Genomic DNA, 17,975 nt, shown 5'->3' on the forward strand with positions numbered 1-17,975 from the left:
CCTGGGCTACTTGCCGAACAACCGCGCCCAATTGGAACGGCTGGTCATCGACTCGAATTCACGACGGTAGCTCTCGCGAATCTGCGGAGCCCGCGACCGCAATGTCCATTGCGCACGGAGCCCCCGGACGAGCAGCTGCTTCATCAGTTCCGCGTTGTGCCGACGAACACGTACGCCTTCCTGGGAGGCGTCGGTGACGACGGCGTGCCCGAAGAGCGAGACGTGCCACCAATGCGCATCGCGGCTGGCGATGGCCACGGGATGTGGGTTGACGCGTCCGCGCAGCTGCTGCATCAGACGCTTGGCCAGGACGAGGCCTTCCATGCTGGGCCACGGTGCTGCGCTGGCGATCTGGTAGTCGGCGTTCTGCAGTTCCGGTGCGTGCGCAGCGGAGTGCCGCACAGTCTCGGAATACATCGCGCGTTCACGGCGAATGCCGGCCGCCGCCGCGACGCCGCCGTCGTGGAAAACCTCGGGCCCCTGCACGAAGTCCTCGATGGCCTTGATCTGAGTGAAGGCCAGGCCGTATTGCATTCCGACGAGAAACCGCAAGAGGTCGCGAGAAAGACTGCGGAACAGTACTTTTCCGTCGAACTCGCTGTGCAGTGCGGCAGTCAGCAGGCCGTTGCGAATGTTGAAGTATCGATGCCACTCGTCCCAGTCCTTCCAGGAGAAGTCGGCGTGCCACACGCCTGCCCCGGGAAGAGTGACGGTGGCGAATCCGCGGCCGCGGGCGCGCAGTCCGTATTCGACGTCGTCCCACTGGAAGAACAACGGAAGGGGATAGCCCACCTGAGCGATGATCTCGGACGGGATCAGGCACGTCCACCAACCGTTGTAGCCGGCGTCGACGCGAATGTCCTGGCTCTTCTTCACGACGCTGGAGTTGACGAGCGCGTTGGTCGAGGGAATGCCGACCTTGGGGCCGGACAGGTCGGCGTGCTCGGCCCCCACGAGGATTCGATCGGGGTGGAACAGCCCCAACATCTGGGCACCGACGATGGCGGGCTCCACCGTCATGTTGGCGAAAGCGTTGACGCGCAGGACGGTTTCGGGCTCACACAGAATGTCGTCGTCCATCAGGATCACGTTGGCGTGGTCGGCTCCGACGACGTCGGTGACCTCGTACATGCCGCGGGTGAAACCGCCGGCACCGCCGAGGTTGGGCTGGCGGATGTAGACGAGCTTGTCGCCGAGCACCTGTGCGATGCTCTGGAACTTCTCGCGTGTCTCGACCGGGTCGGTGCCCTGGTCCACCACGTACACCGCATCGAGACCGTCGACCACCTGTGCGTCGTTGCCCAGTACGGCAACGGTTTCCGCGCATTCGTCGGCGCGGTTGAAGGTGCACACGACGACGGCCGCGGGTCGGATCTTCTCCGGGGAATCGACGCTCCAGGCAACGTTCGAGAGCTTCAGAGTGGTTGTGTGCGTGTTGATTCGGATCCACATGGCGCCGCCGTCGACGAAGCGGTCCAGCAGGCCGTTCACTTCGACGGTGCCGCTGCCGTCCACATCCACGGCGTCGACTGTGCGATCGCGGCCATCCGAGTCCGACGCGACCAGGGCGATGCGTCCGGCCCCGTCGTACGACAGCTGAACCCGCACCTCGGTGACGGCCGTCCAGCGTTGCCAGTAGCTCGCGGGGAAGCGGCCGAAGTAGGTGTTGGTATCGATCTCGGCGTTGGGCTCGATCGCCACTTCATGGCGCGACCGGTAAGCCAGACCGCTCTCGATGTGGGTGTAGAGGTCGTCGTCGATCAGGGTGGACGGACCCGAGAACAGTCCGCGCTGGACGACGAAGCGCGACTGCGGGTCGTGCTCCACCAGACGCGACCGCACATCGGAACTGCTGTGTGCGATGTCGGGGGCTGTATCGGTCATCAACGCTCCATCGATTTCGTGCGGTTTCACGGGATCCTCGTGAGACCTCCGCGTTGCGATCCTACCTGCGGCGGGTGATCCTTCTGTGCAGGCTCGATCAGCGACGGGCACCCGAAACGCGGGGTGCTGTGCGGATCCGTACAACGACCTGTTCGTTGTCGACCGTGTATCCCAGATAGTCGAACTCGGTGCCGGTACGGGTGACGAATTCCGTCCACGCCCGGTACTCGTGGTTGCGCCAGCCGGGGAAGTTGAAGTACTCGTCGAACACGATGACGGTGCCCACCGCGAGTCGGTCGGCCACCAGGTCCAGCACGGTGACCGTCGACGAGTACAGGTCTACGTCCAGGTGCAAGAACGCCAACTTCTCGTGGTGACCCTTCAAGAATCCCGGCAGTGAGTCCTCGAAAAGTCCGGGGACGATCTGTGCGCCCGGCACCTCGGGGATGGTGTCCTGCTCGAACAGGCCCTTCGGAAATCCGGTGCGCCAGGTCTCGGGGAGACCGGAGAACACATCGAATCCGGCGACGACGGTGATGTCCTTGCGCGCTCCGAGCTCGGCGGCGATGATGTCGAGCGTCGTACCACTGGCGACCCCGAATTCCAGGGCCATGCCGCGAATGGAGACCTCCCCGAGCGCGAACCGCAATGTGGCGTGCGGCAACGGAAAAGTGGGAGCTTTCGACATCATTTCTTCGGCGAATTCGGCACTCTGGGCGGCGGCCTCGACCTCGGAAGCGAAGAACAGGTCGCGGCGCATGCGGAGCTCGAGCCCGCGCACGAACCCGCGTAGTTCCTCGATCTCGCGACGTTGACGTTCGAGGACGTCGAGCAGTGTCGCTTGTCGGTCACTCGTCTGCTCGGCCAGCTGAGCCGTCTGCTGCTCCAGAACCTCGCCGATCGCTCGTTGAAGCTTCTGCCGTGCCGAAAACTTGATGCGATCAGCGAGCTTCCGAGGTTCCGTCATGGGCACACGGTAGCCGGTGGGGCGGCGTTCGCAAACACATCACGGCCTACGAAAGTGTTCCCGACGCCCCAGCCCGCGCAACCGGAACCACTCCGCCAGACCGCGCGGGTTCCTGGTAGTGATCAGGAAGAACCAAGTAAAGCGAATCCACTCCTGCGGCAACAGCTTTCGCATGCCGGGCTGCGACATCAGGTACCCGCGATTGCGGTAGGTGAAGTAGCGCTTGGTCGCATCCTCCGGGTACTGCGTGTGCATCCGGCCACCGAGGATCGGCTTGAATTCCTCGGCCCCGTTCGGGTGGACGTAGGCAGCGGTGAGGCAGGTACCGAACTTCAGGCCCGAGCGTTGCAGTCGACGGTGGACTTCCACCTCGTCGCCGCGGACGAACAGCCTCAGATCGGGCACGCCCACCGCGTCGATGGTCGACGCCTTGAACAGTGCTCCGTTGAACAGTGACGCGATGCCTTCGAGCAGATCGTCTTGGGGATTCTCCGGGTCGATCAGCTCCGACCGAAGTCGACGCCATTCGACGCCGCGTCGCAGCGGAAATGCCAGCCGATCAGGATCCTCGATATCGCAGACGACGGGGGAGACCTCGTCGAGTCCATGCGTGAGCGCGCAGTCGTAGAGAGTCTCGAGCACGTTCGGGCCCTCGGGGCGGCCGTCGTCGTCGGCGAGAAACACCCAATCCGCACCGAGTGAGAGGGCGTAGAGAATGCCGAGCGCGAACCCGCCCGCGCCGCCGAGATTGTGTTGCGAGCCGAGATACGTCGTCGGCAGCGCGATGGACTCGACCAGTTCCCGTACTGCAGGCTCGTCGGCATTGTCGACGACGACCAGATGATCGAGCGGACGCGTTTGGGCACCGATGACGTCCAACGACAGAGCCAACAACTCACGCCGCTTGTGCGTGACGATGACCCCGACGATCTTGTCAGCCACCGGCTTGCCCATCAGGTCCGTCTTCCCGCTCGATCTCCTTCAAGATCTGCGCGACGTGGTCTCCCGCGTCGTTGCCCTCGTAGGCGCGCACCACATCCTCGATGCCGCCCTGCTGGCGGATCTGACCGTGATCGATCCACATCGCGGTATCGCACAGCTGAGCCAAGAACTCGTTGGAGTGGCTGGCGAACACCAGGATTCCCGAGCGCTTCACCAACTCCTGCAGGCGGTGTCGAGCCTTCTTCATGAATTCCGCGTCGACCGCCCCGATGCCCTCGTCTAGCAGCAGGATTTCCGGGTCGATGCTGGTGACGACACCCATCGCGACCCGCACCCGCATGCCCGTCGAATAGGTGCGCAGGGGCATGTCGAGGTAGTCGCCGAGTTCGGTGAAGTCGGCGATCTCGTCCATCTTCGCGAGCATCTGCTTGCGAGTCTGGCCGAGAAACAGACCCCGGATGATGATGTTCTCGTAGCCGGAGATCTCCGGGTCCATACCGACGCCCAGATCGAACACCGGCGCGACACGGCCGCGAATGGTGGCACTGCCGCGCGTCGGCTCGTAGATGCCCGAGAGCAGCCGCAGCAGCGTCGACTTGCCCGCGCCGTTGTGCCCCACCAGGCCGACGCGATCGCCGTCCTTCAGATTCATGGTGATGTTCTTGAGTGCCTCGACGACGACGACGTCGGAGGAGTTGCGGTCGATGGCACCGCCGGCTTTACCGAGGAAGGCCTTCTTCAGTGACCGCGTCTTGGCGTCGAAAATGGGAAAGTCGACGCAGGCGTCATGGGTGCTGATGCTGATGGACAACTCGAGAAACCCCTATACCCAGTAGGGCACGCGGGCCCGGTACTTCTTGAGAGCGAGAATGGCCAGCGCCCAGCCCACGACGGTGAAGCCGAGCACGATGTACCAGTGGTACGCCTGTTGATCCTCGCCGATCAGCGGGGCGCGGATGATGTCGAGGTAGTGGAACAGCGGGTTGATCTCGACGAGCTTGGCGCGGTTCGCGGCCTCGCCGCCCATCGACTGCAAGCCCGAGGTGGTCCACACGATCGGCGTCATGAAGAACATCAGCGTGACGAAGCTGCCCAGGATCGGGGCGATGTCGCGGTAGCGGGTGGCGATGATGCCGAAGAGGATGGACACCCACACCGCGTTGAGCAGGATCAGCACGAGCGCCGGGATCGCGAAGACCACGGTCCAGTGCAGCCCACCCTCGGGCCAGAAGATCGCGATGATGATCACGTAGATCAGCATGTTGTGGCCCAACAGGAGTAGCTGACGCCAGACCAGCCGATAGACATGCACGCTGAGCGCGCTCGGCAGCTGCTTGATCAGGCCTTCGTTGGCAACGAAGACGTCTCCGCCCTCGAGAATCGAGGCGCTGATCAATCCCCAGACGATTAGGCCGACGGTCACGTGCGGCAGGAATTCACGCAGATCGATGTTGAGCAACACCGAATACAGCAGGCCCATCGCAATCGCCTGGACGCCGGTGGCGATCGTGATCCAGAACGGACCGATCACCGACCGCCGATAGCGCTGCTTGATGTCCTGCCAGCCGAGATGCAGCCAGAGTTCGCGCTGGTTGAAACCGGTCTTCAGATCGCCGAATGCGCGCCGATAAGTCTGTGAGTCCGAAACCGGAGCAGGCATCTGTTCTCCTGCCTCACTCTCGGGATCCTTCGCTGGTGCCGACACGACGGTCGACACTACCTGCTCTCAGCGTGGGGAATCATTTCCGAGCGTGTCACAGATACTGGCCGGTACCGTTGCCGTGGCCGGCACCTGGTGCGCCCATCACTCCCGGCGGCAACGCGCCCTGCCGCATCTGCTCGAGTTGGGCGCGGGCGGCCATCTGCTGCGCGAACAGGGCCGTTTGAATGCCGTGGAACAGACCTTCGAGCCAGCCGACGAGCTGAGCCTGTGCGATGCGGAGTTCTGCGTCGGTGGGCACCACGTCGTCGCCGAAGGGCAGTACCAGGCGCTCGAGCTCGTCGCGCAGTTCCGGGGCGAGGCCCTGTTCGAGCTCGTGGATGGACGACTTGTGGATGTCCTTCAGGCGCGTCCGGCTGGCGTCGTCGAGCGGTGCGGCGCGCACTTCCTCGAGAAGCTGCTTGATCATCGTGCCGATGCGCATCACCTTCGCGGGCTGCTCGACCATCTCCGACAGACCCGAACCGTCGTCCGAATCCTCGTTGGCAGACGATCCAGCAGCGCGCGCCGCAGCGGCTGTGGCTTCCTCACGGCTCAACGCGAGGGGTTCGCCGTTGGGACCGATCACAACGACGTGGTCATCGGGGGCACTGTTCGACTCGGATTGGGTCATGTATCCATCTTTACGCGTCGCTCGTCGTTGCGCGATCGTCCGGGGCGATTATCCTGGTTCGGTCGTCGGGAACAGCAGTTCGTCGAGAACAGCGAAAGCAGGGAAGGATCGAGCGTGCGGAGTGGGCAATCTTTCCCTGGCGAAGCGGAGTGGGCAATCTTTCCCTGGCGAAACGGGACGTGGAACACATGCTTCACCGGTCGGCGCTTAGAGTGTCCGGCATGGGTTACGACGTCGCACGAGTGAGAGGGTCCATCCCCTCTCTCGGTGACGGGTGGATTCATCTGGACCCTCAGCTCGGGCAGTTGACACCTGATCGCGTATCGACCGCGGTGTCCACGGCGTTCCGCCACAGCGCGTCCAACCACTCGGCCGGTAACACCGCCGCCAAGCGGAGTGCGGCTCTACTGCAATCCGCGCGCGTGGCGATCGCCGACCTGGTGGGCGCGTACCCGTCCGGGGTCGTCATCGGACCGGATCGCGCGACGCTACTGTCGTGGCTCGCCGAATCGATGAGCTCGCGGCTCGGCCTGGGAACCGGCCTGGTGCTCTCCCGTCTGGACGAGGAGGCGAACGTAGCTCCCTGGCTGCGGGTGGCCAGCCGGACCGGCGCGCACGTCAAGTGGGCCGAAGTCGAGATCGATACCTGTGAGCTGCCCACGTGGCAGTTCGACGAACTGATCACCTCCACCACCAGGCTTGTCGCAGTCACCGCGGCGTCCCCGATCGTGGGGAGCGCACCCGATGTGAGAGTTGCGGCAGATCTGGTGCACGCGGTCGGCGGGCTCATCGTCGTCGACGCGGCCGGAGCTGCTCCGTATGCGCACGTCGACATCAAGGAACTCGGAGCCGACGTCGTTGCGATCGATGCTGCTGCGTGGGGCGGCCCGTCCGTGGGCGCGCTGATCTTCCGCGATCCGACGCTGCTGGAACAACTTCCGTCGATGTCGCTCGACCCGACGGCCAAGGGGCCCGAGCGGCTCGAGGTCAGCAGTCACCAGTACGCGTTGTTGGCCGGCGTGGTGGCCTCTATCGACTACCTGGCCAATCTCGACGACGCCGCCACAGGAACTCGTCGTGAGCGTCTGGAGCTCTCGATCGGATCGCTGCAGCACTACCACGACGGGCTCTTCGACTACTTGATGAAGGCGCTCAACGAGCTGGATCACGTGATGGTGCTGGGCAATGCACCCACGCGTGTCCCCACCGTGAGTTTCACGGTCGAGGGTGTGCCTGCGGTGAAGGTGTCCGAGCAACTCGCGCAGGCGGGAATCGGCAGTGTCAGCGGAGCCCACGGCGGCAGTCGTCTGCTCGACGCACTCGGGGTCAACGACGAGGGTGGTGCCGTATCCATCGGTCTGGCCCCGTACACCACCCGCTACGAAATCGATCAGCTCGTCAAAGCGCTCGCTGCACTCGCTCTCTGAGCGGCTGCGCCGCACGACCTCAGGCGTACATCACTGCACGCGCAGGATGACCTTGCCGATGGTGTCGGACTCGTCGAGCATTCGATGCCCTTGCGGCGCTTCGGTTATCGGGATCTCGGCGTGCACGACGGCGGTGACGCGTCCCTCGGAGATCATCGGCCACAGGTGCTCGGTCATATCCGCGACGATGTTCGCCTTGCTCGACGGTCCCGTCTCGGGTCGCCCGCGCAACCCGGCTGCGTGAACCGATCCGCGCTTGGCGAGGAGTTTGCCGAAGTTCAACTCGCCCTTCACTCCGCCCTGCATTCCGATGGTGACGACGGTGCCGTCCATGGCCAGAGCGTCGAGATTTCGATCGAGGTACTTGGCACCCATGTTGTCCAGGATCAAGTCTGCTCCGTGATCCTTTGTGTGTGAACGAATCTCGGCGACGAAATCCTGGTTCTTGTAGTCGATGAGGATGTCTGCGCCGAGATCGGCGCACATGTCCAGCTTGTACTTCGAGCCGGCGGTGACCGCCACGGTGACGCCCATCTGCTTGGCCACTTGAATCGCGTGGGTACCGATTCCGCTACCACCGCCGTGGATGAGCAGTATTTGGCCCGAGCGCATGTGCGCGTCCATCACCAGGTTGGACCACACCGTGGAGGCCACTTCCGGAAGTGCCGCTGCCACATGCAGATCGAGACCCTCTGGGATGGGAAACAGCTGGGTGGCGGGTACGGCGACCTGCTCGGCGTAGCCCCCGCCGGCCAACAGTGCGCACACGCGGTCGCCCACGTTCCAACCGCTGACGCCCTCGCCGAGTTCGGAGATGATGCCCGAACATTCGAGGCCGAGAATGTCACTGGCACCCGGCGGCGGCGGATAGTTTCCTTGCCGCTGCATCAGATCGGCGCGGTTGACGGCGGTGGCCGAGACATCGACGATCACCTGCCCGCGATCCGGACGAGGATCGGGAACCTCGGTCCACTCCATGACGTCGGGATCGCCGAATTCTTTCAGTGTGATGGCACGCATGCCTCCATAGTGCGCCTCCGGCGCAGTGGTGGGGTTAGGTGCCCCAGAGGGCACTTAACTCCACCACTGCCGCAGGCACTCCTACAGGTCCCAGAGGTTGATCCCGAAGTCCTCGGCGTGCTGGTCGATCTGCGTCAACTCGTCGTCGGAGAAGTGCAGGTTGTCCAGTGCCGCAACATTGTTCTCGAGCTGTTCGACGCTCGATGCGCCGATCAGTACCGACGTCACGCGCGGGTCGCGCAGGGCCCAGCTCAGCGCGAGCTGTGCGAGGGATTGGCCCCGCGTCGAGGCGATGTCGTTCAATGCCCGTAGGTGTCCGATGTGCTCGTCGGAGAGCCAGTCCGGGTTCAACGATTTACCCTGTGCTGCCCGTGAATCCGACGGAATACCGTCGAGGTACCTATCGGTGAGCATGCCTTGGGCCAGCGGTGAGAACGCGATGACGCCCGCCCCGATGGCGTCGAGGGTGCCGAGCAGTTCGGGCTCGATCCAGCGATTGACCATCGAATAGCTGGGCTGGTGGATCAACAGGGGAACGCCAGCGGCGGCGAGCAGATCCGCCATCTTCTGCGTCCCCTCGGGCTTGTAGGAGCTGATGCCCGCGTAGAGGGCTTTGCCCTGCTGCACTGCGCTGATCAGCGCACCGGCGGTCTCCTCGATGGGGGTGTCGTGGTCGGGCCGATGGCTGTAGAAGATGTCGACGTACTCCAGGCGCATGCGTGTCAGTGATTGGTCCAGCGAGGACAGCAGGTACTTCCGCGAGCCGCCGAACCCGTAGGGGCCCGGCCACATGTCCCAACCGGCTTTGCTCGAGATGATCAACTCGTCGCGATAGCCGGCGAAGTCCTCCGAGAAGATGCGGCCGAAGTTCTTCTCCGCGCTGCCGTAGGGCGGGCCGTAGTTGTTGGCCAGATCGAAGTGCGTGATGCCCAGATCGAAAGCGCGACGAAGGATTGCGCGCTGGTTCATCAGTGGTATGTCGTCGCCGAAGTTGTGCCACAGCCCCAACGAGATCGCCGGAAGCTTCGGCCCGCGGGAACCCACTTGCCGGAAGAGCATGGACTCGTATCTGTCGGCTGAGGCAACGTATGGCGGGTCGATATTGGGATCTGTCATAACTCGACCCTAGGTCGCGGACGCGAATCCGACGTTCGACAAGCGCAAGCTACTCGTCGGTAGATTTCTTGCCTAGGATGTCACGCGTGACGGCCGAACTAGCCATTGGTTCCGGGGGGGACCCGCAGTGGCTCGACACTGCGGAAATGAAAGCATGGCGCGCCTACATGGACGGCGGGCAACGATTGATGGGGGTACTGAACAGGGATCTGCAGGACGGCCACGATCTGTCGATGGCGGAGTACCGCATTTTGGTGATGTTGTCCGAATCGGTCGACGGTTCCATCCGGATGAGCGAGCTGGCCGACGGGGTCCTGTCCTCGAGAAGTCGGCTGACACATCAGATCCGGCGAATGGAGCTCGCGGACATGGTCTTGCGCAGTACCTGCGTGAACGACGGCAGAGGTGTGCTCGCGACGATCACCAAGGAAGGCCGCCGACGACTGGCGGAAGCGGCACCCACTCATGTGCGCGGTGTCCGTCGACATCTCGTCGATCTGCTTTCCACGAAAGAGTTGGAGGTGCTCGGCGACATCTTCGAGAAGGTCGACGCCTCGACGCGCACCGCCGCAGTGGCACCGCGGCGATGAGCGGCGGACAGTGAGGGGCGATTGGGCCTCCGGCCGGCCGGCCGTTAAGATCGCACACGGAAGCGTGGCAGAGCGGCCCAATGCACTCGCCTTGAAAGCGAGAGACGTGTAAAAGCGTCCGGGGGTTCAAATCCCTCCGCTTCCGCCACCAGGGCTCGTGAAGTCACGCGCCCCGGCACACTTGCGGAAGGTCTCGGCGAGACGATTACCGGCGGGCTGGTATCAATTTCGGCTCCACGGGGTAACTGCTGCTGATGAGCGAACAAGCGCGGCGCAACGACGGCGACAACCCGGGTCCCTTGGAAGAGGAACTCGAGGAGAGTTTCGACGCTGTCGTCACCGAAGGTGCCGAGCGATTGCATCGCACCGTACGTACCGTCCTGATCACCGGATTGTTCGGTGGACTCGAAGTCGCCCTGGGTGTGATGGCGTATCTCGCGGTGCTGGACGAGACCGACAGTCATCTACTGGCAGGACTGGCGTTCGGCATCGGGCTGGTGGCCATCTACCTCGCACACGGCGAGCTGTTCACCGAAGACTTCCTGATGCCGATTGCGGCGGTGGTGTCCCGCGACGGAACGCCACTGCAGCTGGTCAAGCTCTGGGTCGGGACACTGCTGGCCAATCTGATCGGCGGTTGGCTCGTGATGTGGTTGATCGCGCAGGCGTTTCCGCAGTGGCTCGAGGTGTTGTCCGAGTCGGCACATCACTTCGTCGACGCGCCACTGAACCTTCAATCGATCTGCTTGGCTGTTCTCGGTGGCAGCACGATGACGCTGCTGACCCGCATGCAGCAGGGAACCAATTCCGACGTGGCGCGGATCGTCGCCGCCATGGCAGCCGGTTTCCTACTGGCCGGATTGCAGTTGTTTCACTCGGTCCTGGATTCCCTGCTGATTTTCGGGGCCATCCACGCCGGCGCGGACGTGAGCTACGTCCAATGGATCGAATGGTTCGGCTACACGGTGCTGTTCAACATCATCGGCGGCGTCGTACTGGTCACCGCTCTGCGTCTGGTGCGTACGAAGGAACTCGTGAAATCCGAGCGACAGACCGATCCCGAGTAGTCAGAAGCTACGGCTCGTCCGATACCCAACGCTCCAAGCTCGATCGGGACTCGAAGCGTCGTAACGACTTCGAGATCGGGTCCGTGAATTCGAGTGCACTGGCGAGTAATTGGAGTGGTGCCGTGAAATCGTCGACGGCTCGGCCGGTGGGCGTCGGGTAGAGATCGTCGCCGAGGATCGGCACACCGAGTGAATTCATGTGCAGTCGCAGCTGATGGGTGCGTCCGGTCGACGGAGTCAGCTGGTAGCGACCTATGCCGCCGCGATGTTCCAGGAGTTCGACGGCGGTGTGCGCGTTGGGTTCTCCGTCCACCTCGCGTGCAGTGAACTCGCCCTTGTCCGAGACGATTCGACTGCGGACCACGTTGGGAAGTGTCAAAGACGGTTCGTACGCCGCGATGGCCTCGTACTCCTTGTGTACCTTCCGGTCCTGAAACAACGTCTGATACGCCCCGCGCACAGTGGGGTCGACGACGAACAGCACCAGCCCGGCCGTGACGCGATCGAGTCGGTGGGCAGGCACCAAGTGCGGCAGGTCCAGTTCGAGGCGCAGTCGCACCAGTGCCGTCTGCAGAATGTGGCCGCCGCGCGGGATCGTCGGGAGAAAATGCGGCTTGTCGACCACCAGTATCGCGTCGTCCCGGTGCACGATCGAGGTGTCGAACGGCACCACGGTTTCCGACGGCAGATCGCGGTGGAACCAGACGGCCTCGCCGGGGACGTACGGCGCATCGGCGGACACCGGGCCGCCCATGTCGACGATCCCGCCCGCCGCGAGCATCTCGTCGATGCGCCCCGGCGAGATTCGCTGTTGGGTGGCCGTCAAGAATTCACGGACAGTGGGCCACGTGCCGTCTTCCGGCATGCGGACGCGTGCGGGGTCGAGACCGTGCCGCTTCGCCAGGGGCGGTTGCTGGCGTCGTCTCACCGAGTGAGCGTATCCGCCCCTCGAGATCGCACTTGTGCAGTCAGATCGTCGCGAAATGCCTGCACAACTGCGAACTCGCTACTCGCAGCCGATGCCGTCGTCGTCGCGGTCGAGGTGGGGGCCGTAGCCGTATTCGTCCCGGTAGACGGGTGCGGCACCGGCGTCGCGCGCAGCATCGCAGTTCTTGTACTGGAATCCGCTGGGCCGAGGTGCCGGGGCCGGCGCGCCCTGCTGCTGCGGGGCGGGTGCGGCCTGCGGTGCAGGCGGGGGCGCGAACGCGGCGGGCGGAGGCGGGAGTATGCAGAACTGCGCCGAGCCATTGGCGCACAGGAAATCGGTGATCGGGTCGGCCGAAGCGACGGCGGGGGCGGTGACCAGGGCTGCCGCGGCAATCACACTGGACATACCAATCTTGAACAGCAGGTTATTTGTCTTCACTGGGTTCCTATCGAGGGGGTGTGAGAGGAGCCTTGTCGGGCAGTCATTGAACTGTCAATCAAGTTCATTCGCTCGACCTACGTCGGCGCGTCATCGACGCGGTGTTTGGAACACGTCCGTTCGGCGTACTTACGAACGTATGAGCGAAAACGAGCAGGTCAATCAGAACCCCGAGAAGGATCCCGACGATTGGGTCACCGGCGACGAGCCGATGACCGGCCCGCAGAAGAGTTACTTGAGCACTCTTGCTCAGGAGGCGGGCGAAGAAGTTCCCGAGGACCTCAACAAGGCACAGGCGTCGGAAATGATCGACAAGTTGCAGGGCGAAACCGGCCGCGGCTGAATCGACGTCCCAGAAGTCCACTCGATGTGACATCGACCCCCGAAAGGGCCACCGGATGTCACATCGAGTGCCTTTTCGGTGCTGGTGCCACCGACTGCATCGGACCAGGTAGACCGTTATATCTTCGGTAGATGTAACAAAGGATTACGCAGACTTTTGTACCCGCTCCCCCGCGGCTATTGTGAGCGGACCCACAGCTTCGGCGTGCGCGCGGTTCGGTGGGTAGGTTGTGTAACAGATGTGGTTTGTGTTGCGCCCGACGAGGTGCGCAGGGGGAGGATGGGCAATCAGATGCACCGTCGTGTGTTGGCACTAGCGGGAACTGCCCTGGCAGTGTCCTTGCTGGGGTCCGGTCTTGCCGGAGCGCAGCCGCTTCCCGGTACGGGCAGTTCTGATGGTGGAGGCGCAGTTCCCGGCCTCGAGGCCCAGTCGCTTCCTCAGGCGTCCGCGCGAATCGATCGTGTCGATATGTTGACCGACCGTCGCGCTGCGGTGTGGGTCGACTCGCCTTCCATGGGCCGCGCCATCCAGGTCCAGGTTCTTCTTCCGGCCGCGCAGGCCGTGTCTCGTCCGACGCTCTACATGCTCGACGGTGTGAGTGCGGGCAAGGAATCCGACTACAAGGAAAGCACCTGGACGCAGAAGACCGACATCGTCGATTTCTTCGCGGACAAGCAGGTCAACGTCGTGCTTCCTGTCGGTGGATCGAGCAGTTACTACACGGACTGGAACGTGCCGGATCCCGTGCTCGGTGTGAACAAGTGGGAGACGTTCCTGACGTCGGAATTGCCGCCGCTGATCGATGCACGCTTCTCCGGTAACGGCACCAACGCGATCGCGGGTGTCTCGATGGGCGCGCAGGCCGCGATGGACCTCATCACGCGTCACCCCGACCTCTACACCGGTGTCGCCGGACTGAGTGGTTGCTACGACAATTCGCAGCCCAACTTCAAGGACGCCGTCCGCGCGACCGTCGCGACCAACGGCGGAAACGCGTCGAACATGTGGGGCGAGAATTCCGACCCCCGTTGGGTGCAGCACGACCCGTCCGCCAACGCCGAGGCTCTGCGCGGCAAGGACGTCTACATCTCCGTGGGAACCGGGTTGCCCGGTCCGTACGAACTCGGTCCCGGCGGCAGCGGACCGGAAGCCGCGCTGATGGGCGGACCACTCGAGGCCGCCGCGCTGTACTGCATGACCGTGTTCGATACGCGACTGCGTGCACTCGACATTCCCGCGACAACCGTCTATCGCCCCTACGGAATTCACGGCTGGCCGTACTGGCAGGACGACCTGCGTGAATCCTGGCCGACGCTCGAACGCGCGCTAGGCCTGTAGGGCGAACTTCAGAAACGCGTCGTTCTCGTGCGGGTCGCCGATGGTGACCCGCACTCCGTCGTTTCCGTAGGCGCGCAACAGCACGCCCTGCTCGGCGGCTGCAGCGGCGAATGCGCCGGATCGCTCGGCCAACGGCAGCCACACGAAGTTCGACTGCGATGCGTTGACGTCGAAGCCGCCTGCAACCAGCGCGTCGCGCACTCGGTCGCGTTCGACGATGAGTGCGTCGGTGCGGGCCAGTAGCTCCGCAGAGGCCTCCAGCGACGCCAACGCGGCCTGCTGCGCAATGGTGCTGACCGCGAACGCGATGCGCACCTTGGACAGCGCCGTGATCACGTCCGGATCAGCTACCGCATAGCCCACCCGCAAGCCGGCAAGACCGTATGCCTTCGAGAAGGTCCGCAGCACGATCACGTTGCGTCGTCCACGTGCGAGTTCCACTCCGTCGACATGATCGCCGTCGGCGGCGGGGCGGGTGTACTCGAAGTAGGCCTCGTCGAGCACGACAAGAATGTTCGACGGCACCGCGTCGAGGAACGCTTCGAGCGCGGCACGCTGGACGACGGTTCCGGTCGGGTTGTTGGGGTTGCACACGAACATCAGACGAGTGCGGTCGGTGATGGCCGCGAGCATGGCGTCGAGATCGTGCACGTGGTCTGCGGTCAGTGGAACCTGGACGGGCGTCGCACCGGCGACGCGCGTGATGATCGGGTACGCCTCGAAGGAGCGCCATGCGAACAGCACCTCGTCCCCGGGGCCACACGTGATCTGAACGACCTCTTGGCACAGTGCAACCGAACCGTTACCCGCGGCGACGTTCTCGGTCGCAACTCCGAGCTTCTTCGCCAGCGATTCGACGAGTGCCGTCGCCCGAATGTCCGGGTAGCGGTTCACTCCGCTCACGGCCTCGGCGATGGCGGCATGCACGCTGGGCAGCGGGCCTTGCGTTGTCTCGTTGCTCGCCAGCTTTATTGCCCCCGGAAAGCTACGGCCGGGAATGTAAGCGGGGATGGCGTCGAGGTCGGGGCGGATGTGCGCGGTCACGGTTGCCATTATGCGCTCGAGTTCGGGGTTGACTTCTACGTGTCCGTGTTATTGCTGTGCACGAGCGGACCGTTCGTCCTATCTTCGATAAGTATGTCGGGAATCTTCAGCGACACCGCAGTCCTTCGGTCCGCCACCGCGCCCACTGTCGGCGCGGACGACGAGGTGGATACGTCCGCGCACGAATCTCCGCCGGGAGAGAAGGTGCCTCTGACGGTCGTCGAACCGGACGGCACGCCGCGCGGCGGAATCATCGTTCTCCACGAGGCGCGGGAAGTTCCCCAATCGCTGCTCGACCTGCTGCGTGCACTGGCGCTGGAAGGGTGGCTTGCTGTTGCCCCGAATCTCTTCCATCGAGGTCATAGCGACGACAGAGAGGTATTCGGAGACGACCTCTTCGCAGACTTCGACGCCACCTCCGACTGGCTGGTCCAGCGCGGCGTCTATCCGGATTGCGTCGGTGTCATCGGATTCGACGACGCAGGCACTGCTGCGTTCATCGTGGCCACCAGTCGTCCGGTCGGCGCGGCGGTCAGTGTCGCCGCTGCCGGCATCGTCGAGCCGCTCAATCCGGAGGCGGTTGCGTTGGTCGAGGCTGCACCCAAGCTGCAAGCGCCCTGGCTCGGTCTCTACGGCGAGGACGACCCGCACACCCCACCCGAACACATCGAGGCCCTTCGCGACGCTGCCACGCGCGCCTCAGTGGCCACGAACATCGTCAGCTATTCGGGTCTTCAGCATCGGGCCGACTCTCCCCAGGAACAACCGGGTAGTACCGACCACTCCGACCCGGCCGAGGCCGCTCTGGTGGACGCGCAGACGCGCATCTTCGATTGGTTCGACAGCTTCATGCGGTGACGAGCAACAAGCATCTTTTACGCGAACGCCGCGCGAACCAGAGGCGTCGACCAGCCGTTTTGCCTTCTGGCCTTTGCCGTGTGTAATCTCTTTCCTCGGCGGTCCGAGAGGGCCGGCAGCCTAGGAGGCGTGCCAGAGCGGCCGAATGGGAGTCACTGCTAATGACTTGACCCTTCACCGGGTCCGGAGGTTCAAATCCTCTCGCCTCCGCCACGCTGATCCGCAAGGATCGGCACGTCGGTTCCTTGGAACCGGCACAACTGAACATGCGCCCGTAGCTCAACGGATAGAGCACTTGACTACGGATCAAGAGGTTAGGGGTTCGAATCCCTTCGGGCGCACAGAAGGAGAAGCCCCGAACTGCAGCGATGCGGTTCGGGGCTTTTCAGTGTGTTCGATGAGCCTCGTCCAGTCGACAACGAGTGCTTCGGCCAGCTAGCTCGAACCGTTGATCGCGAATTGCTGTGCGGTCCAACGCAACATGAACGGCAGACCGGTCATGGCGCCGATGAAGTGGTCGCCTGCCACGGGCTCGTAGTGCACATCGGCACCCTTGCTGCGCCACAGCTCGATCAGGGCCGTCACGCCGGCCTCGGGGATGAAGCGATCGCCGATCATTTTGCTTGCGGAACCGTGGAAGAACGCGACCGACACCGACGGCGCGTCGGCACCCGGTCGGTTCGCGGCGATCACCCGTCGCGCGATGTCGGAGTCGAACGGGAAAGGCTCGGACGCCAAGTCCTCGATGCGCATGCGTACCAATCCGCCCAAGGCCAGGGGGAGTACGGACATGTCCTTTACCCAGGACGCCAACAGCAGCGCCTTGGGACCGAACAACTCCACCATCTCGGGATGCTCACGCGCGAGACCCATGCTCGCCGCACCCAGCAGGCCGGCCGCGATGGTGCCGTTCATGGTGTCGAGCAGCATCGAGAAGTCGGTGGGCGTTCCACCGGCGACGGCACCCACTAACCTCACGTCCGACGCGTACCTCGGATGCAGCTGGGCTGTCCACGTGGTGGCGATGGCACCGCCGCTGTAGCCGTAGGCCACCACTGGGCTGTCGGCGAGCTCCGGGGCGACGACCGTCATCCCGCGCAGCGCGTCCAGGACGGCATGCCCGGCCATCGTGCCTTCGGAGTACGACATCCGCGGGCCTTGGTGATCGGCGACGAGGACGGCGTAGCCGCGAGCGAGCCATACCGGCATCACCGGTGGGAGGTCGGCACCGACACCGTGCACGAGCCGATACGACGGCGTGCTCTTGGCACCGAGGGAATCGATGGCCACGTTGTGGGCGACGACGGGCCGCGGTCCGCGTCCGGTCCACGGCCGCCTCGGGATCAGCAGCGAGGCCGTGACGCCGGCGGGCAGACCCCGCGCGTCGGTCGATCGCACCATGAACTGTTGCAGGACGGTTCGCGGCCGGGGCACCAGACCGCGGGTCGTGCGCTGCCGGATGACCGCACCGGGTGCAAGGTCCTCGATGCCGGGAGGGGTGAGGAAGAAAGGGTCGTTGTCGATCGGGGTCGGCAGGAGCGCGGCATGCGGATCGTCGGGAGGCTCCAGGGGCAGTCCCCGAGTCAGAACGCGATCGAGCACACCGAACAGAGTCATGATCCCCCGAAATTCGTCTCGATCCGTACCGATCCCCGCGGTCACCGTACAGCTCGAGGCGGT

At 64.0% G+C, this 17,975-nt stretch carries 18 protein-coding genes and 3 tRNA genes; 9 read left to right on the forward strand and 12 right to left on the reverse strand.

Going from position 1 to position 17,975, the window contains the following annotated elements; genetic code table 11:
• Positions 1-6 precede the first annotated feature (6 nt).
• The 6 genes from ACIGGF_RS20935 to ACIGGF_RS20960 all read right to left on the reverse strand — a co-directional run bounded on the left by ACIGGF_RS20935 (position 7) and on the right by ACIGGF_RS20960 (position 6,126).
• The gene (locus ACIGGF_RS20935; RefSeq protein WP_397523082.1) at positions 7-1,884 is read right to left on the reverse strand and encodes a glycosyltransferase; all 1,878 of its coding nucleotides are present in this window, start codon (positions 1,882-1,884) and stop codon (positions 7-9) included.
• 97 nt (positions 1,885-1,981) lie between these two features.
• Positions 1,982-2,851: a TylF/MycF/NovP-related O-methyltransferase gene (locus ACIGGF_RS20940; protein WP_397523083.1), complete on the reverse strand. Its 870-nt coding sequence runs from the start codon at positions 2,849-2,851 to the stop codon at positions 1,982-1,984.
• A gap of 39 nt (positions 2,852-2,890) precedes the next feature.
• Positions 2,891-3,805 carry a glycosyltransferase gene (locus ACIGGF_RS20945; RefSeq protein WP_397523084.1) on the reverse strand — a complete coding sequence of 305 codons (915 nt, stop codon included), beginning with the start codon at positions 3,803-3,805 and terminating at the stop codon, positions 2,891-2,893.
• Positions 3,786-4,598, reverse strand: coding sequence for an ABC transporter ATP-binding protein (locus tag ACIGGF_RS20950; RefSeq protein WP_397523121.1), 813 nt, complete (start codon positions 4,596-4,598; stop codon positions 3,786-3,788). Before ACIGGF_RS20950 ends, ACIGGF_RS20945 begins: the two co-directional genes overlap by 20 nt.
• A gap of 18 nt (positions 4,599-4,616) precedes the next feature.
• On the reverse strand, positions 4,617-5,453 hold the full coding sequence (locus tag ACIGGF_RS20955; RefSeq protein ID WP_397523085.1) for an ABC transporter permease: 837 nt from the start codon (positions 5,451-5,453) through the stop codon (positions 4,617-4,619).
• Between the two features lie 94 nt (positions 5,454-5,547).
• A complete protein-coding gene (locus ACIGGF_RS20960) occupies positions 5,548-6,126 on the reverse strand; it encodes a bacterial proteasome activator family protein (RefSeq protein WP_397523086.1) in 579 nt (192 codons plus the stop codon).
• A 221-nt stretch (positions 6,127-6,347) separates the two neighbouring features.
• Here ACIGGF_RS20960 and ACIGGF_RS20965 point away from each other — a divergent pair, with 221 nt between their 5' ends.
• Positions 6,348-7,553, forward strand: coding sequence for a cysteine desulfurase-like protein (locus ACIGGF_RS20965; protein ID WP_397523087.1), 1,206 nt, complete (start codon positions 6,348-6,350; stop codon positions 7,551-7,553).
• Between the two features lie 30 nt (positions 7,554-7,583).
• Here the strand turns inward: ACIGGF_RS20965 and ACIGGF_RS20970 are convergent, their stop codons facing one another.
• Together ACIGGF_RS20970 and mgrA are read right to left on the reverse strand one after the other, a co-directional pair.
• Entirely contained in the window at positions 7,584-8,573 is a 990-nt protein-coding gene (locus ACIGGF_RS20970) for an NAD(P)H-quinone oxidoreductase (protein WP_397523088.1), read from the reverse strand.
• Positions 8,574-8,654: 81 nt separating this feature from the next.
• Positions 8,655-9,689 (reverse strand): L-glyceraldehyde 3-phosphate reductase, encoded by a 1,035-nt coding sequence (gene mgrA, locus ACIGGF_RS20975; RefSeq protein ID WP_397523089.1) that lies wholly within the window; start codon positions 9,687-9,689, stop codon positions 8,655-8,657.
• 77 nt (positions 9,690-9,766) lie between these two features.
• Here mgrA and ACIGGF_RS20980 point away from each other — a divergent pair, with 77 nt between their 5' ends.
• The 3 genes from ACIGGF_RS20980 (at position 9,767) to ACIGGF_RS20990 (ending at position 11,346) form a co-directional block, all read left to right on the forward strand.
• Entirely contained in the window at positions 9,767-10,279 is a 513-nt protein-coding gene (locus ACIGGF_RS20980) for a MarR family winged helix-turn-helix transcriptional regulator (protein WP_397523090.1), read from the forward strand.
• Positions 10,280-10,337: 58 nt separating this feature from the next.
• Positions 10,338-10,427 (forward strand) — tRNA-Ser (locus ACIGGF_RS20985).
• Between the two features lie 106 nt (positions 10,428-10,533).
• Positions 10,534-11,346, forward strand: a complete 813-nt coding sequence (locus tag ACIGGF_RS20990) for a formate/nitrite transporter family protein (RefSeq protein ID WP_397523091.1) — start codon at positions 10,534-10,536, stop codon at positions 11,344-11,346.
• A gap of 7 nt (positions 11,347-11,353) precedes the next feature.
• On the opposite strand, the gene ACIGGF_RS20995 is transcribed toward ACIGGF_RS20990, so the two are convergent.
• Both ACIGGF_RS20995 and ACIGGF_RS21000 read right to left on the reverse strand, forming a co-directional pair.
• Entirely contained in the window at positions 11,354-12,274 is a 921-nt protein-coding gene (locus tag ACIGGF_RS20995; RefSeq protein ID WP_397523092.1) for a pseudouridine synthase, read from the reverse strand.
• A 78-nt stretch (positions 12,275-12,352) separates the two neighbouring features.
• Positions 12,353-12,679, reverse strand: a complete 327-nt coding sequence (locus tag ACIGGF_RS21000) for an excalibur calcium-binding domain-containing protein (RefSeq protein WP_397523122.1) — start codon at positions 12,677-12,679, stop codon at positions 12,353-12,355.
• 172 nt (positions 12,680-12,851) lie between these two features.
• Here ACIGGF_RS21000 and ACIGGF_RS21005 point away from each other — a divergent pair, with 172 nt between their 5' ends.
• Together ACIGGF_RS21005 and ACIGGF_RS21010 are read left to right on the forward strand one after the other, a co-directional pair.
• Positions 12,852-13,055: a DUF3072 domain-containing protein gene (locus ACIGGF_RS21005; protein ID WP_366235876.1), complete on the forward strand. Its 204-nt coding sequence runs from the start codon at positions 12,852-12,854 to the stop codon at positions 13,053-13,055.
• A 291-nt stretch (positions 13,056-13,346) separates the two neighbouring features.
• Positions 13,347-14,393, forward strand: coding sequence for an alpha/beta hydrolase (locus tag ACIGGF_RS21010; protein WP_397523123.1), 1,047 nt, complete (start codon positions 13,347-13,349; stop codon positions 14,391-14,393).
• Here the strand turns inward: ACIGGF_RS21010 and hisC are convergent.
• Positions 14,382-15,446 carry a histidinol-phosphate transaminase gene (gene hisC, locus ACIGGF_RS21015; protein WP_397523093.1) on the reverse strand — a complete coding sequence of 355 codons (1,065 nt, stop codon included), beginning with the start codon at positions 15,444-15,446 and terminating at the stop codon, positions 14,382-14,384. The two genes, ACIGGF_RS21010 and hisC, sit on opposite strands and share 12 nt — an antisense overlap.
• Positions 15,447-15,530: 84 nt before the next feature.
• Here hisC and ACIGGF_RS21020 point away from each other — a divergent pair, with 84 nt between their 5' ends.
• The 3 genes from ACIGGF_RS21020 to ACIGGF_RS21030 all read left to right on the forward strand — a co-directional run bounded on the left by ACIGGF_RS21020 (position 15,531) and on the right by ACIGGF_RS21030 (position 16,636).
• Positions 15,531-16,295 (forward strand): dienelactone hydrolase family protein, encoded by a 765-nt coding sequence (locus ACIGGF_RS21020; RefSeq protein ID WP_397523094.1) that lies wholly within the window; start codon positions 15,531-15,533, stop codon positions 16,293-16,295.
• A gap of 123 nt (positions 16,296-16,418) precedes the next feature.
• A tRNA-Ser gene (locus ACIGGF_RS21025) sits at positions 16,419-16,508 on the forward strand.
• Between the two features lie 55 nt (positions 16,509-16,563).
• Positions 16,564-16,636, forward strand: a tRNA-Arg gene (locus ACIGGF_RS21030).
• A 94-nt stretch (positions 16,637-16,730) separates the two neighbouring features.
• On the opposite strand, the gene ACIGGF_RS21035 is transcribed toward ACIGGF_RS21030, so the two are convergent.
• Entirely contained in the window at positions 16,731-17,912 is a 1,182-nt protein-coding gene (locus ACIGGF_RS21035) for a lipase family protein (RefSeq protein ID WP_397523095.1), read from the reverse strand.
• Between the last annotated feature and the right edge of the window lie 63 nt (positions 17,913-17,975).

Source organism: Rhodococcus sp. NPDC078407 (assembly GCF_044542515.1).
Lineage (GTDB): Bacteria > Actinomycetota > Actinomycetes > Mycobacteriales > Mycobacteriaceae > Rhodococcoides.

Bases quoted from the DNA above. Each gene is read 5' to 3' on its own strand.
- ACIGGF_RS20935 (WP_397523082.1), bottom strand. From the start codon at position 1,884: ATGACCGATACAGCCCCCGACATCGCACACAGCAGTTCCGATGTGCGG.
- ACIGGF_RS20940 (WP_397523083.1), bottom strand. From the start codon at position 2,851: ATGACGGAACCTCGGAAGCTCGCTGATCGCATCAAGTTTTCGGCACGG.
- ACIGGF_RS20945 (WP_397523084.1), bottom strand. From the start codon at position 3,805: ATGGGCAAGCCGGTGGCTGACAAGATCGTCGGGGTCATCGTCACGCAC.
- ACIGGF_RS20955 (WP_397523085.1), bottom strand. From the start codon at position 5,453: ATGCCTGCTCCGGTTTCGGACTCACAGACTTATCGGCGCGCATTCGGC.
- ACIGGF_RS20960 (WP_397523086.1), bottom strand. From the start codon at position 6,126: ATGACCCAATCCGAGTCGAACAGTGCCCCCGATGACCACGTCGTTGTG.
- ACIGGF_RS20965 (WP_397523087.1), top strand. From the start codon at position 6,348: ATGGGTTACGACGTCGCACGAGTGAGAGGGTCCATCCCCTCTCTCGGT.
- ACIGGF_RS20970 (WP_397523088.1), bottom strand. From the start codon at position 8,573: ATGCGTGCCATCACACTGAAAGAATTCGGCGATCCCGACGTCATGGAG.
- mgrA (WP_397523089.1), bottom strand. From the start codon at position 9,689: ATGACAGATCCCAATATCGACCCGCCATACGTTGCCTCAGCCGACAGA.
- ACIGGF_RS20980 (WP_397523090.1), top strand. From the start codon at position 9,767: ATGTCACGCGTGACGGCCGAACTAGCCATTGGTTCCGGGGGGGACCCG.
- ACIGGF_RS20990 (WP_397523091.1), top strand. From the start codon at position 10,534: ATGAGCGAACAAGCGCGGCGCAACGACGGCGACAACCCGGGTCCCTTG.
- ACIGGF_RS21000 (WP_397523122.1), bottom strand. From the start codon at position 12,679: ATGTCCAGTGTGATTGCCGCGGCAGCCCTGGTCACCGCCCCCGCCGTC.
- ACIGGF_RS21005 (WP_366235876.1), top strand. From the start codon at position 12,852: ATGAGCGAAAACGAGCAGGTCAATCAGAACCCCGAGAAGGATCCCGAC.
- ACIGGF_RS21010 (WP_397523123.1), top strand. From the start codon at position 13,347: ATGCACCGTCGTGTGTTGGCACTAGCGGGAACTGCCCTGGCAGTGTCC.
- hisC (WP_397523093.1), bottom strand. From the start codon at position 15,446: ATGGCAACCGTGACCGCGCACATCCGCCCCGACCTCGACGCCATCCCC.
- ACIGGF_RS21020 (WP_397523094.1), top strand. From the start codon at position 15,531: ATGTCGGGAATCTTCAGCGACACCGCAGTCCTTCGGTCCGCCACCGCG.
- ACIGGF_RS21035 (WP_397523095.1), bottom strand. From the start codon at position 17,912: ATGACTCTGTTCGGTGTGCTCGATCGCGTTCTGACTCGGGGACTGCCC.